The 14,619-nt window shown below is 62.2% G+C and carries 12 protein-coding genes; 10 read left to right on the top strand and 2 right to left on the bottom strand.

From position 1 onward, the window contains the following. Window positions 1–6 precede the first annotated feature (6 nt). The 10 genes from AB4Z15_RS08485 to AB4Z15_RS08440 all read left to right on the top strand — a co-directional run bounded on the left by AB4Z15_RS08485 (window position 7) and on the right by AB4Z15_RS08440 (window position 12,602). Window positions 7–1,560 carry a GMC oxidoreductase gene (locus tag AB4Z15_RS08485; protein WP_442016927.1) on the top strand — a complete coding sequence of 518 codons (1,554 nt, stop codon included), beginning with the start codon at window positions 7–9 and terminating at the stop codon, window positions 1,558–1,560. A gap of 7 nt (window positions 1,561–1,567) precedes the next feature. Beyond that, entirely contained in the window at window positions 1,568–1,972 is a 405-nt protein-coding gene (locus tag AB4Z15_RS08480) for a C-glycoside deglycosidase beta subunit domain-containing protein (protein WP_442016926.1), read from the top strand. Then, window positions 1,969–2,862 carry a sugar phosphate isomerase/epimerase family protein gene (locus AB4Z15_RS08475; RefSeq protein WP_442016925.1) on the top strand — a complete coding sequence of 298 codons (894 nt, stop codon included), beginning with the start codon at window positions 1,969–1,971 and terminating at the stop codon, window positions 2,860–2,862. The genes AB4Z15_RS08480 and AB4Z15_RS08475 overlap by 4 nt, the downstream gene beginning before the upstream one ends. Then, entirely contained in the window at window positions 2,859–4,388 is a 1,530-nt protein-coding gene (locus AB4Z15_RS08470; RefSeq protein WP_442016924.1) for an MFS transporter, read from the top strand. Before AB4Z15_RS08475 ends, AB4Z15_RS08470 begins: the two co-directional genes overlap by 4 nt. Window position 4,389: 1 nt before the next feature. Further along, window positions 4,390–5,316, top strand: a complete 927-nt coding sequence (locus tag AB4Z15_RS08465) for an alpha/beta hydrolase fold domain-containing protein (RefSeq protein ID WP_442016923.1) — start codon at window positions 4,390–4,392, stop codon at window positions 5,314–5,316. Continuing rightward, the gene (locus tag AB4Z15_RS08460; protein WP_442016922.1) at window positions 5,313–6,341 is read left to right on the top strand and encodes a Gfo/Idh/MocA family protein; all 1,029 of its coding nucleotides are present in this window, start codon (window positions 5,313–5,315) and stop codon (window positions 6,339–6,341) included. The genes AB4Z15_RS08465 and AB4Z15_RS08460 overlap by 4 nt, the downstream gene beginning before the upstream one ends. Then, on the top strand, window positions 6,331–8,556 hold the full coding sequence (locus AB4Z15_RS08455; protein ID WP_442016921.1) for a glycoside hydrolase family 3 N-terminal domain-containing protein: 2,226 nt from the start codon (window positions 6,331–6,333) through the stop codon (window positions 8,554–8,556). Before AB4Z15_RS08460 ends, AB4Z15_RS08455 begins: the two co-directional genes overlap by 11 nt. Window positions 8,557–8,561: 5 nt before the next feature. Then, window positions 8,562–10,199: a GH35 family beta-galactosidase gene (locus AB4Z15_RS08450; RefSeq protein ID WP_442016920.1), complete on the top strand. Its 1,638-nt coding sequence runs from the start codon at window positions 8,562–8,564 to the stop codon at window positions 10,197–10,199. Between the two features lie 203 nt (window positions 10,200–10,402). Next, on the top strand, window positions 10,403–11,599 hold the full coding sequence (locus tag AB4Z15_RS08445; RefSeq protein ID WP_442016919.1) for a Gfo/Idh/MocA family protein: 1,197 nt from the start codon (window positions 10,403–10,405) through the stop codon (window positions 11,597–11,599). A gap of 1 nt (window position 11,600) precedes the next feature. Further along, window positions 11,601–12,602 carry a sugar phosphate isomerase/epimerase family protein gene (locus AB4Z15_RS08440; protein ID WP_442016918.1) on the top strand — a complete coding sequence of 334 codons (1,002 nt, stop codon included), beginning with the start codon at window positions 11,601–11,603 and terminating at the stop codon, window positions 12,600–12,602. A gap of 1,033 nt (window positions 12,603–13,635) precedes the next feature. On the opposite strand, the gene AB4Z15_RS08435 is transcribed toward AB4Z15_RS08440, so the two are convergent. Then, window positions 13,636–14,004 carry a type II toxin-antitoxin system death-on-curing family toxin gene (locus tag AB4Z15_RS08435; protein ID WP_442016917.1) on the bottom strand — a complete coding sequence of 123 codons (369 nt, stop codon included), beginning with the start codon at window positions 14,002–14,004 and terminating at the stop codon, window positions 13,636–13,638. Continuing rightward, a complete protein-coding gene (locus tag AB4Z15_RS08430; protein WP_442016916.1) occupies window positions 14,001–14,207 on the bottom strand; it encodes a ribbon-helix-helix protein, CopG family in 207 nt (68 codons plus the stop codon). The genes AB4Z15_RS08435 and AB4Z15_RS08430 overlap by 4 nt, the downstream gene beginning before the upstream one ends. Window positions 14,208–14,619 lie beyond the last annotated feature (412 nt).

Below are 14,619 nucleotides of genomic sequence, written 5' to 3'. Positions count from 1 at the left end.
AACAGCATGACCACCACAGCAGTACCTTCAGCGCGCCCTTATCCGGCCGTCGTCGACGTCGCAATCATCGGCAGCGGCCCCGCCGGAGCCACTTATGCACGCATCCTTTCCGAGCTCAGCCCCCAAGCAAGCATTGCCATCTTCGAAGCCGGACCCACCATCAGTGATCCCCCCGGATCCCACGTGAAGAACATCGCAAGCCCACAGGACCGGGAGGCTGCCCAGCGCCGTTCCGAGGGGAAGGTGAGCGCCGTGCCAACTGGCGGGAACCTCGCAGAGTACGCACGCGACGTCGCCCGTCCGGTGCGGCCCGGTACTTACCTCCTCGACGACGGCTGGCAGCAGCCCGGCGAGGCAGGACTGCCGGGCCTTGCATTCTCCAGCAATGTTGGCGGAATGGCGGCGCACTGGACCGGGGCCTGCCCGCGTCCTGGCGGAAGCGAACGTATTGCGTTCCTGCCGAACATGGACGAGCTCTTGACCGAGGCCGAACGCCTCCTCTCGGTCAGCTCGGAGGCCCTGGCCGGCGCTCCCCTTGCCGATCTGGTCCGCTCACGTCTGGCAACGGCGCTCGACGGCGGCCGCACACCTGACCGCCGTATTCAGCCCATGCCGCTGGCGGTCCGCCGCACAGAGGACGGCCGTTTCATCTGGTCCGGAGCTGACGTGGTGTTCGGCGAGGAAACGCGAAACAACCCCCGCGCCCGCCTGTTCGACGAAAGCGTGGTGGTGCGGGTACTGACCGACGGAGATCAGGTCAGCGGCGTGCGGGTTCGCGACGACAAGACGGGAGACGAGCATGAAATTGCCGCCCGCTACGTCGTAGTTGCCGCCGACGCCCTCCGCGGTCCGCAGCTGCTGTTCGCATCCGGTATCCGTCCCGAAGCACTCGGCCGGTACCTGAACGACCAGCCTCAGATTGTCCACGCTGTCCGGTTGACCGGCGTCGTGGATGATGTTCCGGCTGCTTCATCAAGCGACACCACCATCACCGCCCAAAGCGGGGTCAGCTGGGTGCCCTTCACCGATGAGCAGCCTTTTCATGGGCAGGTCATGCAACTTGACGCGTCGCCGGTGCCCATCTCAGGGGACGTCATCCCTGGTTCGATCGTGGGCTTGGGATGGTTCTGCGCCAAGGACCTTCAAGCGTCCGACCGCGTTGTGTTCTCCGAAGACACCACGGACGCATACGGGTTGCCGGCAATGAATATCCACTACACTTTCACCGAACGTGACGAGCAGACACTCTCCGCAGCACGCCGATCGGTAGTTGCAGCTGCCCGGTCCTTGGGCGACCCGCTGGGCGATGAACCGCTTGCTTTCCCTGCCGGGGCCTCACTGCACTATCAAGGCACCCTGCGGATGGGGACATCCAACGACGGAACCGCTGTTTGCGATCCCACCGGACAGGTGTGGGACGTCAGGGGGTTGTTCGTTGCCGGCAATGGTGTCATCCCTACCGCCACGGCCTGCAACCCCACGTTGACTGGGGTGGCCCTGGCCGTCGCCGGGGCACGCCAGATCGCCGAATCAATCAACTCCACGTCAACAGAGAAGTGAGGGAAACATGGTCCTCGAACGAGAACTGATCCAAAGCAGGGGCTTCCGCAACGTCCAGGAGGGAACCGATACTGTCGGCTTCGAGATAGCCCTGCGCATGCCCAATTACCGGGGCGTCTGGGGAAGCCTCATCGACGGCGTGGCTGTCACCGTAGATGGTCAGGAATGGAGCCGGGAGGTGCCGCGCTGGACACTCCAGGGACGCACTTTCAGCATCCAGGAACTGCGCCGGTCCACCGATGTCCGCTGGCAGCTCGATGAAGTGGCCACCGTCATGGTGCCGCTCGCGGGCGGTCTGGCCGTAGGTGTCCACGATGTGCGCGTGGATATCGCGCTGCACGCACCCTACATTCCGGCTGAATTCCAACCGTCAATTTTCACGTCCCAGCGAAAGGTCACGGTCCTCGCATGAGCAACCTCAAGTACGGCGTCTCCCTCTACAGCTACACCGGTGATATGAACACCGTCCTCACCCTCGAAGACGCCATGGCACAAATAGCTGACATTGGCGCCACCGGGATTGAGATCCTGGGCGAAGGTCACGTGCCCAACTATCCGGAACCGTCCACCGCGTGGATTGACCAATGGTACGGGCTGCTCGAAAAATACCAGCTGGAGCCCACCAATTACGGGTCCTGGATCGACTCAAGCATGTGGCGCGACCGCGACCTCACCGCTGATGAGGGCACTGTAATGCTGGCTCGTGATCTTCGGCTGGCCCACCGCCTCGGATTCACCTCAATCCGACCCAAGATCGGTGTAGTGTCCATGGACCTGCGCCCCCACCCGATCTGGGAGGAAGTGATTGAGCGCAACCTCGATCTCGCGGCCGAGCTGAACCTCATCATTTGCCCGGAAATCCATGCCCCCACTCCCATCAAGCACCCGGTGGTGGACGAGTACATCGAGTTCATCGAGCGAACCGGATCGAAGAACTTCCGCCTGCTCATCGACACCGGCATCTTCCAAAGGGCAATCACCACCGCCAAGCATGACGGCCTCAGCGAAGAAGCCCAGGAAGAAGGCTGGCGTAAACCCCTTGCCGTTCCCATGTCGGACCTGGCGGATGTTCTCCCCTACGTATCGTTCATTCAGGCCAAGTTCTTCGACATCGACGATGACCTTGTTGATGGCCAGATACCTTGGCGCGAGATCCTTCAAACCCTGAAGGAGAACGAATGGTCGGGGTACCTGTCCAGCGAATACGAAGGCGATCGGCTGCCTTACCGATCCATCGAACAGGTCCGCCGGCAGCATGCTCTTCTGCACAGCCTGGAGGCCGAGATCGCCGGAACGCTGTGACCGAAGTCCGCAACAGCAACCACAACACAGTCCGGATCTCTCCCACCCGGCTCCGGCTCCTCATGGCAGCGCTCCTGGCGGTGTCATTCCTTGGAGCCCTCGATCACACCATCGTTTCGACGTCCTTGGCCACTGTCGCGGGCGAACTCGGAGCCCTCCAACACATGAGCTGGGTGGTAGTGGGCTACACGCTCGCCAGTACTGTCCTCCTCCCGGTGCTCGGAGGGTTGGGCGATCGGGTGGGACCGCGGATGGTCTTCCTCATTGCGCTCGTCGGCTTTGTTGCAGCTTCCTTCGTGTGCGGCCTCGCGCATGACATGACCCAGCTCGTCGTCGCCCGGGTCCTCCAGGGCATGAGCGCCGCGGGTCTCCAGCTGATGTCGCAGACGATCGTTGCCGAGGTCACCACGCCAAGGCAACGTCCTGCGTACCTCTCACTGATCGGCGCTGCCTTTCCGGTGGCGATTCTGATCGGGCCACTCCTTGGGGGCCTGATCACGGACCACGGGGGGTGGCCCTGGGTGTTTTGGATCAACGTCCCGGTGGGGCTTGCCGCCCTTCTCCTGGCGGTCATTGCCGTTCCGCACATCGAACCGGCAGGCAAAAAACGGTTCGACGTCGTTGGCGCAGTGCTGCTCACCGCTGTCCTTGTATCGGTGGTACTGGCAGTAGCGTGGTTCAGTTCAGCAAACTCCGCAGCATGGATCGCCCTTGGAGCAGGCGTAGCAGCGCTGGGCGGGCTGGTCGCCGTCGAGCGTGGTCAGCGCAACCCCATCATTCCGGTTGCCTTGTTCCGCAACCGCACCTTCAGTGCAGGCGTGGGACTGTCAGCCGTCATGGGTGCCGGGCTTATCTCAGCCACGGCGTACCTGCCAACGTATTTCCAGATGGCCTATGGCGTGAGCGCCACCATCTCGGGGTTGGTACCCATCGCCACAGTGCTGGGAATGTTGGTGGGCAATCTCCTGACGGGCTGGCTTGCTTCGCGGACGGGCCGCTACCGCGTTTTTCCCATAGTCGGAACGGTGATGGGAGCACTCGGACTCGGAGCCATGTCCCTACTCCCGGGGGGCGCGCCGCTGTGGGTACCGGCGTTGATCATGGCGTTCGTGGGCCTCGGCACGGGAGCGTTCATGAGCCTGGCCATTGCAATCGTGCAAAGTGCTGCACCTCACAGTGAACTCGGCGCCGCAACCGCAACCGCCGGACTGAGCGGGCAGATCGGATCCACAGTGGGATCAGCCGTAGTGGGCGGAGTGGTGGGGTTCGGCGTCGCAACGCTCTTGCCAACCGGGCTCGATTCCCAAACCCTGACACCTGCCTTGGTCCACGCCGCAGACCCCGCCTTGCAGGCTGAGATCGCAGCGATTTACCACGACGTCTTTTCTCCCGTTTTCCTTGCCCTGGCCGGCGTCTACATCCTGGGTTTCGTTGCAGCGTTGCTGCTGCCCGATGGACGCCTTTCGGATGAACCAACAGCGGCTGTAACCCACTCCGCCGATCTGGCACTGCAAGCAAAGGACTAACATGACCAACGACATTACCGGGGCGTTCCTGCCGGCATTCCTTCCACCGGCGGCACTGGCTGATCCACCTAGCAACGCGGTAGCCCACAGAGGACTGATCTATGCCTCAATCGACGGCTACCGGGCCCTCGAACTCGACCTCTACGTACCGGCGGACGCCTCCTCCCCGGTGCCACTGGTCGTCTGGATCCACGGCGGCGCATGGATTTTCGGCGCACGCAGCCAACCTCCCGGCGACTGGGACCCCAACCTCGTCTTCCAATCAGCAATCGACGCAGGGTTAGCCGTAGCAACCATCGACTACCGGCATTCGCGCGAAGCACCCTTCCCAGCGCAACTGCACGACTCGAAAGCCGCCGTCCGTTACCTGCGGACGTTCGCACCCCAGCTCGGCATCGATGCTGACCACATCGCAGTATGGGGCGAATCGGCCGGGGGGCACCTCGCGGCGCTCGTGGCTCTCGTCAACGACCCTGACCTTGAAGGTGATATCGGGGCGACCGGCGTGTCGAGCGACGTCAGAGCCGCAGTGTGCTTTTACCCCATAACCAACGCAGCAACATTGCCGCCCACGTCTGATCTGCCAGTCAATGCCACCCAGCCCCCTACTCCGACCGAAATCATGCTCGAAGGATCACTTTGGCCGTATGAGGAAGGGCTCAGGCGGATGTCCCCGCTGTCCTACGTGCGCTCCGACGCACCCCCGATGCTCCTCATCCACGGGGAGGCGGACCGGCTGGTACCGGTGAGCCAAAGTCAGCAGCTGGCCCAGGCCCTAAAACAAGTAAACGCAGACGTGCACCTGATTACTGTTCCTGGACTTCACCATGTTTTCTACGCGGGCGATCCTGAAGTGCACGTTGGCACGGCAATCGAGTTCCTGGCCGGGATACTCAAGGCGCCGTCTCCGGCTTTGGGGACGAAATGACTGCACCAACCGTGAGATGGGGGCTCGCCGGCACGGGAACCATTGCCCGTGAATTCGCGCAGGCCCTTGCTGATGTTCCCTCTGCCTTCCTGGCTGCTGCAGCGTCCCGGACCGCCGCGGCCTCAGGGAAGTTCTGTTCCGAATTCGGCATCCCGAAACAGCACCTGTCCTTCCAGGACCTTGCCCAGGACCCCACCATTGACGCGGTGTACGTTTCCACCCCTGCAGGATTGCATCACGAGCATGCCAGGCAATTCCTGGAGGCGGGCAAACATGTCCTGGTGGAGAAACCCTTTACGTCCACGCACGCCGAAGCCCTCGATCTGTCCCAAACCGCTAAGCGATCCGGGACAGTGCTGATGGAGGCCATGTGGTCCCGATTCCTGCCTGCGTTCCTTGAGCTGAAGCGGCTGGTGGGCAGCGGTGCCATCGGAAAGGTCCGGAAGGTTGAAGCGTCTTTCGGTTTCCCGATTCCGGAGGCTGGGCCGCGGGCGCGGCCACAGTTGTACGATCCCGCCCTTGGCGGCGGAAGCCTGCTGGAGATGGGCGTTTATCCTGTTCAGCTCTCGCACTGGCTCCTGGGCGATGAACCGGCCGTCGCCGCGTTCGGCCGCAGCAGCACCAGCGGGGTGGACCTGGACGCGACGGCGCTTTTGTCCTTCAGGGACGGTGCAACCGGATACTTTAGCTCATCAATGTCCACGGTGCTGCCCAATAACGCACGGATACTGGGAACTGAAGGCATCATTGAACTGCCGGCCCCGCACCATTGTCCCAACGAGCTGACCGTTTCACGCTACAACCCCTCAGGGCCGGGACTCCAGCAGTCCCACACCATTCACGCGCCCATTGTTGGCGGCGGACTCAGGTACGAAATTCTCGAGTTCCATGGGCTTATCGAAGCCGGCAAACCCGAGAGCTCCGTGATGCCCCTGAGCGACTCACTGGCCATCATGCGCACACTGGACCTCATCAGGCACCAGATCCACCAACCGTCCCAGGAGGATCCTCACCGTGAAAGTTAGAGTACAGCCGGAACAGATCCTGGCATCAATGACCTACGCCGAGAAGCTTGCGCAGCTCCAGATCGTCTGGAGGCCTGACTCCGCAGAAGCGGGGGACCTTGCACGAAGCGGTGCCGGTGCGCTTTTTTGGCCCCCGTCGGCGAAGGCCACCAATGACCTCCAGCGGATCGCCGTTGAGGAGAGCCGGCACGGCATCCCGCTCTTGATCGGCCTGGACGTTGTCCACGGACAGTTCACCATCTTCCCCACCCCTTTGGCGCAGGCGGCCAGCTTCGATCCCGAGGTTGCCGCAGCAGATGCCAGGCTCTCTGCCAAGGAAGCCCGGTCCAGCGGGGTCAACTGGACTTTTTCACCCATGATCGATGTGTCCCGGGACCCGCGGTGGGGACGCGTGGTGGAAGGGTTTGGCGAAGACCCCTTCCTCAATGCCGTCTTCGGGGAGGCCAAGATCCGGGGGTACCAAGGTGAGGACCTTTCGTCGAATACCTCCATAGCCGCCTGTGCCAAGCACTTTGTTGGCTACAGCGCGGCAGAAGGAGGCCGCGACTACAACACCACGGACATCTCTGTTCAACGGCTCCGCAACGTGTATCTTGAGCCATTCAGGATCGCGGTCAAGGCGGGGGTTGCCAGTGTCATGGCGAGCTTCAATGCAGTTTCAGGGGTGCCGATGCACGCCAACCGGGAGATGCTCACCGCTGTCTTGAAGGACGAGTGGGGACACGCCGGGATCGTCGTTGCTGACGCCGGTGGCGTCGGCGAACTGGTTGAGCATGGCGTCGCCGCCAACGCGTCCGACGCCGGGCGGCTGGCTCTTTCCGCCGGGCTCGATGTGGAGATGGGCGGCTCGTTGCTGAGCGGGGGTGAGCCCCTGATCCATGAGGGCGTGGTGGATCCCGCGCGGCTGGACGACGCCGTACTCCGTGTGCTGCGGCTGAAGGAAGCGCTGGGTCTGTTCGAGAACCCTTATGTGGACGAGTCCGCAGCCGCAACCGGTCCTGATGAAGTCTCTCTGGAGGCCGCCAGGGCCACTGCCGCACGTTGCACCGTCCTACTGAAGAACGACTCCGACGTCCTGCCGTTGAAGCCCCGGGGACAACGCGTCCTGGTGGTGGGTCCTTACGCTGAAAGCAAGGACCATCTGGGCGCCTGGGTGCAGTACTTCGCCTCGCCCACCACCACCTCAATTGCCGAATCGCTCGCCGCGGCCCTGCCGGAGTCCGTGGTGACCACCTTGCCCGGCGCCACCTTCTTTGATTCCGATCCCGGCCTTCAGGCTGAAGCAGCTGCTGCCGCCGCTGAGGCGGATTTGGTGATCGTCGCCGTCGGGGAACCCAGTGACCTTTCCGGGGAGGCGAGCTCGCGGAGTTCATTGGACCTGCCGGGAGACCAGGAGAAATTGATCCATGCCGTTGCCGGCTCGGGCACCCCCTTTGCCGTGGTCCTGATGACGGGCCGTCCGTTGGTGGTCAGCGGATGGATTGACCAATGTCCTGCCCTTCTCCTGGCATGGCACCTGGGAACAGAGGCCGGAAAAGCGATCTCGGATGTCCTCACCGGCACGGTCAATCCCGGCGGCAAACTTCCCATGTCCTTCCCGCGATCAGTGGGTCAAGTGCCCGTCTATTACAACCACGAATCAACCGGCAGGCCCGCCCGCACAGGAGGCTCCTTTGCCCACCAACGGCCGGACGTGGGGCTGACCGGTCCCAACAACACCGATGACTACTTTAAGTCCAAGTACCTGGACCTGGAGTTGGGCCCGCAATTCGGCTTCGGATACGGGCTTGGCTACACCACTTTTGAGCTGGAGTCATCCCCGGACCAGGAACTATCACTGACCCTGGACGAGCTCAAAGCCGGAGCACAGCTCTCCTTCACAACCATCCTTCGCAACACCGGAACAAGGGACGGCGAAGAAGTGGTCCAGCTGTATGTCTCCGACCTCCTGGCAAGTGTGACGCAGCCGGTCAGGCGTTTGCGCGGCTTCAAACGGGTATTTGTACCGGCTGGAGAAGAACGGCGGGTGTCACTGTCCGTGGGCTTCGACGACCTGGGGTTCTGGACCAACGATCCCGGGACCGGATACATCGTGGAGCCAGGTTCCTTCCGGATAGGAATTGGCGACGGCGTTGCCACCCAGCAGTTCAGCCTCATGGTCACTTCGCCTTCCCTGACAGACACCGTTACCCGGCCCTCAAGCATTAAGGACTGATCACCATGCCACGCCAGAACCTCCCGCGCCTCGAGCGCACAGGCAGCCACACACGCCTCATCGTGGACGGGAAGCCGTTCCTCTGCATCGGAGGCGAACTGCACAACTCCAGCGCATCCAACCGGGATTACATGTCGCCTATTTGGGACAAGCTGGCAAAGTCCGGGGTCAACACGGTGATCGCTCCTGTGTCCTGGGAACAAGTAGAGCCGGTGGAGGGAGAGTTCGACTTCTCGATTGTGGACGGGTTGGTGGAAGATGCCCGGTCCACGGGCATCCGTCTGGTCATGATCTGGTTCGGGGCTTTCAAGAACGCATTCTCCACCTATGCCCCCGGCTGGGTTCGGGCTGACCGTGAACGTTTCCCGCGCACGGACAGGGGCGCCAAACCCTTCACGACCCCGTTTTCCTATCCCGGTTCCATGCCGCGGCCCAGCTTGTCCGTCTTCTCCCGGGACCTTTTCGAAGCGGACCGGGCTGCCTACGTTGCCCTGCTGAAGCATGTGGCCACGATCGATCCGGACCATACAGTCATCATGGTCCAGGTTGAGAACGAAGTTGGCCTGCTGGGTGCGGGAAGGGATCACAGTCCGCTGGCCGAGGCCGCCTGGAATGCACCGCTCCCGGAGCAGCTGATCACCGCTGTTTCCCAGGCTCCGGGTTCCTTTGACCCTGACCTGGTGCAGTCCCTCGGCGCAAATCCGGACGGCGGTAGGAGCTGGGCGGACTGCTTCGGCGACGACAACCCAGTTGCTGAGGAAACCTTCATGGCGTGGGGATTCGCTTCCTTCGTAGGAGGTTTGGCGGCCGCTGGAAAGGAAGTGCTGCCCCTCCCCGCCTACGCAAACGCCTGGATCGGCCCGCAACGTGGCCAGGACCTGCCCGGCCAGTACCCCAGTGGGGGACCGACGGCCGGCATGGTCCCGGTGTGGCGTGCCGCGACGCCGGCCATCGACTTCCTGGCCCCGGATATCTACGTGCCCAACGCAGAGGAAGTCATGCGTCAATACGCCTCCGATTCCAATCCATTGTTCATCCCGGAAGCTCGTTTCCGCGCCGGAGATGCATTCCTGGCAATTGGCGGCTTCGGAGGCCTGGGCTACAACGTCTTCGGTGTTGAAGAAGGCAGGGAAGACAACCAGTTCAGCACAGCCTGCTCCATCATTACTTCCCTGACTCCGGAGATTGTGGACGCCCAGCGCGACGGCCGTATTTTCGGCTTCGCCCTTGACCCGGAGGAGGAATCCATCAGCACGGAACTGGCGGGTACAGCAATTACGGTTCGAAATTCCAGGAAGCTCCTCGAAGGAATGCTTCTGGACGCAGGCGTTCGTGTTCCCCCCGCGCCCGAACTCCTGGAAGAAACGGTTGCCGCTACCCATGGTCCCACCCCAGGCGATGCCCGCCCCTTTGGAATGGTCCTGGCCATCAATCCCAATGAGTTCATCGTGGTGGGCCAAGGAGCGCAAGTGGACTTCCACAAGCCCGGATGTGAAGTTGAGCTGGATTCAGTGAGGGAGCTGGTGGTGACCGATGCCGGGTTACGGGAAGGACGATTCCTCAACGGAGACGAACGACTTGAGATCCTTTCTGACAAGCACATCACAGCCGTGAGGGTCCGCATCCTCACAACCACAAGCTGACAACAACCAGCTCTCAGTAAAGAACCCTCAGAATGCCTTGGAACCATCCCGGCAGGGCCCTTCTCAAGTCGATGTGTCCGGCCCTCCCTGTCGTCTGAATCGAGCCACAGTTCGTCGGCAGCCGAACATGGCTGCCATCTGCGGTGCTGGTCGCACGGGACGGATCGACGTTGCCAGCCGAAAGCTGCAAAGGAAGGAAATTCATGAAGACAGAACCATCAGGAAATCAACACGAAAGCCCATTGGGGGTTGCTGCCATTGGCTACGCCTTCATGGGGAAGGCCCACTCGAATGCGTGGCGGAACGTGGCCAGTTTCTTCGACGTCCCGGCCTTCGAGCAGAAAGTGCTCGTTGGCCGGGACACCACCCAAGTGGCCGAGGCCGCAGCCAAGTACGGCTGGGCCGAGTCCGCCACCGACTGGCGTTCCGTGATTGAACGGGACGACATCCACATCATCGATATCTGCGCTCCGGGCTGGATGCACGCCGAAATCGCCATCGCCGCACTGGCCGCCGGGAAACACGTGCTCGTTGAAAAGCCTCTGGCCAACACCCTGGGCGAGGCCGAACTGATGGTGGCCGCAGCCGCCTCCGCGCGGGCCAACGGCGTGCAGTCCATGATCGGTTTCAACTACCGCCGCGTCCCGGCCCTGGCACTGGCCCGCGAACTCATTGCCGAAGGACGGCTCGGCACCATCCGCCACGTCCGCGCCGCATACCTGCAGGACTGGCTCTCCGACGCCGAGTCCCCCATGACCTGGCGCCTCCGCAAGGAAACCGCCGGCTCCGGCGCGCTCGGCGACATCGCCTCCCACGCCATCGACCAAATCCAGTTTCTAACGGGGCAAACCGCTCTTGAGGCATCAGGGACGCTGAAGACTTTCGTTTCCCAGCGCCCCGGTTCGCGTGGTTCAGGAGGCGGCCTGGAAGACGTCACGGTTGATGACGCGGTATGGGCTACGTTCTGGCTCACCGGTGACATGGGCGCATCCGTCGAGGCATCCCGCGTCGCGACCGGGCAGAAAAACAGCCTGACGATCGAGGTCTACGGCACCGCAGGTTCTCTGACATTCGATCTGGAGGACCTGAACGAACTGAATTTCCTGGACGCCACCGTGCCCGTCCGGGAGCAGGGCTTCCGGCGGATCCTGGTCAACGAACCCGAGCACCCGTATATAGGAGCGTGGTGGCCGCAAGGCCACATCATCGGGTGGGAACACACCTTCACGCACCAGATCCGCGACTTCCTCCTGGCGATTCGGGACGGCAGCCAACCGTCGCCGTCGTTCGAAGACGGACTGCAGGTCCAGCGCGTCCTGGCCGCTGTGGAAGCTTCAGCCAAGAACAAGAGCACCATTACCGCCGTCGAGAATAAGTCACTCATTACTGAAGGAGTCTGACATGCCCCGCCCGTACACCCTGTTCACCGGCCAGTGGGCCGACCTCCCCTTCGAGGAAGTCGCGCGCCTAGCCTCGGGCTGGGGCTACGACGGCCTGGAAATCGCCGTCTCCGGAGACCACCTGGACGCCTGTCGCTGGGACGAACCCGGCTACGTCGACTCCAAACTCGCCATCCTGGAAAAGTACAACCTGAAGGTCTGGGCCATCTCCAACCACCTCAAAGGCCAAGCAGTCTGCGATGACCCCATCGACTTCCGCCACGAAGCCATCGTCGGCTCCAAGGTATGGGGCGACGGGGAACCCGAAGGCGTCCGCCAACGCGCCGCCGAAGAAATGAAACACACCGCCCGCCTCGCCCGCGCCCTCGGCGTGGACACCGTCGTCGGTTTCACCGGCTCCTCCATCTGGCAATACGTCGCCATGTTCCCGCCCGTCCCCGAAAAAGTCATCGACGCCGGATACCAGGACTTCGCCGACCGCTGGAACCCCATCCTGGACGTCTTCGACGAAAACGGGGTCCGCTTCGCCCACGAAGTCCACCCCTCCGAAATCGCCTACGACTACTGGACCACCGTCCGGACCCTCGAAGCGATCGGCCACCGCGAAGCGTTCGGCCTGAACTGGGACCCCTCCCACTTCATGTGGCAGGGCATCGACCCCGTCTCCTTCATCTGGGACTTCAAGGACCGGATCTACCACGTGGACTGCAAGGACACCAAGCTCCGCCCCACAGGCCGGAACACCGTCATGGGCTCGCACCTGCCCTGGGGCGACCCGCGCCGTGGCTGGGACTTCGTCTCCGCCGGACGCGGCGACGTGCCCTGGGAATCGTCCTTCCGCGCGCTCACCGCCATCGGCTACGACGGACCCATCTCCGTGGAATGGGAAGACGCCGGCATGGACCGACTCCACGGCGCCCCCGAAGCCCTCGCCGACCTCAAGAAGTTCGACTTCCCCGCCTCCCAAACCAGCTTCGACGCCGCCTTCAGCAGCAAAGACTAGCGCGTGAAACAGAACTGACTCCATTGAAGAGCAGCATTCGATCAGGAGTTCTTGTTTCGGGACTCGTCACCGACAAAGTGACGAACTACCTGATTGAGAACGAGTCTTATGCATTTCGCATTGGGTCATCCAGGAGCCTTGACTTCTGAAGTCGCTGTAACCAAGCCACCTTTGCCCAGCAGCAGCGCGACGTATGGGCCCCTACCGGTGTCCGCGTAGACGTGGTCAGCCGACGTTCGCGTGAGCTGCAGTGTTCCGGAGGGACCGCTGGGGAGCGGTCATCTGCGACGGGTCCGCGTCCCACTTGATTTCGCAGTGCGCTTCGACGACACGGCCAGGACCCAATTGATAGCACTCGGCCGACCGCGGCCGCCGAACTCTCACCTCGGAATCACCCTGCACATGTAGAGCGCTTCCAGATCCGCGTCATGTCGCTACTGGCACTCACACCCATGAGTAGATGAAGGCCCAAGGAGGGAAGAGCCAATGGCCGCAAGCAGCCGCGATAACGAAGATTTAAGTGTGGACAATGTCCACACCCCCTTTGGCATGACAAAGTGTCCGCCAGCCACGTCTCCTCACTCCGGGAACGACCGAAGTCAGGATATTTATTGCAAGTTCCCAATGACATGTCGTGCTCAGCATCCCTACCCATGAAGAGGTGTAGGCCAACCACGGCCTACCGGACGAACCAGGAGAGGACCCGCATAGCCCCAGTTCAAAGCAAGCGGAGGGCCCACCAGCCACGACCCTGAACGCGCTCCCCCACAACCAAACAGGCGAACCACGGCGCCAGGCACACCCCGCGGCCCGTGTCAGAGGGACCTGACCACCCAGAATGTACACACGTTAAAGCAAAAACCCCCTCTGACGAGGGGGTATGCCGTGCCCGAGGTGGGACTCGAACGCGATTCCTAGCCTTGTAAACACTGGAAAGTGGGGGAAACCTGCGGAATCCGGGGCAGTTCGGCCGGTGTACGAGCCAGTCCGAAACGGAAGCTGTGGACATTGTCCACAGCTCTTTTTTCGACGTTCAGCGTGGCACCAGATGCTTCGAAATCACGGCCGCCGAATCCCGTAGTTCAACGTCCCCAGCGGCGACGCCCACCACTAGTCTGAAGCCCTCGTCAGTTGTGAAGTCATGGCGGTAGCCGTTGATCCATAACAGCAGCACCATAAGTGTCCAGGCAGTCCGTTTGTTCCCGTCAAGTAGTGGATGGAACCGCGCGACCGACTCAAGTAAGGCGGCCGCCTTCACGGCGAGGTCCGGATAAGCTTCCGCCCCCATTACGGTTGTCGCGGGACGCGCAAGCGCCGAAGCCAACAAGCCGACGTCGCGGATGTGGAAGCCATACCGATCAACAACCTGGAGCGCGTCTTCAATGTCCAGGTAAGCGGTCACGCGTCCTCAAGGCTAGTGAGCAAATCAGCGTCGTGACTCATGACAAAATCCAGACCCTCACTGATCTCGCGCCAGCGCGCACGGCGCTGCAAAACCAACTCGGCGCCCTGCAACAGGAGTGCGGACTTGGAAGTGTGCTCCTCGGCAGCCAACTTCTCCAGCCGACGATCAAGGTCCTCAGGGACACGCAGATTCATAGCCATGAACCAATGGTACCAAAACGGTACCTCGAGCGGCCCTGGGCTAAGAGATCCACCGAGGGAAGTAAAACCGATAACGGCGCATACGTCGGCCCGACCAGCACTTCTTCCTGCAGATCCCTGAATAAAGGGATCCATGAGACTCGGACCCCTCGGTTGCCCACTTTGCGTCCGAGGCCCGTGCGCGCCGCCACGCATCACAGCCGGACCACTGTCCCTCGCGTGGAGCTGTCGACGTGCCATGAAACTTCGACCGTTCACGATCATGATGCAGCAACCATCGATCCCCATGAATACCAGATGCGAATCCGCCGCTCAGCTTTCTGGATATCCCCACGCTGTCGAGGGCCTACTGCTGACACCACGATCGTCGGATTCGAAGGGCCACCACTCCGAATCACGTGAGACAACAGAA

The sequence above is a fragment of the Paenarthrobacter sp. 2TAF44 genome (genome assembly GCF_052114885.1).
Taxonomy (GTDB): domain Bacteria; phylum Actinomycetota; class Actinomycetes; order Actinomycetales; family Micrococcaceae; genus Arthrobacter.
This window is presented reverse-complemented; position numbering and strand designations above follow the sequence as displayed.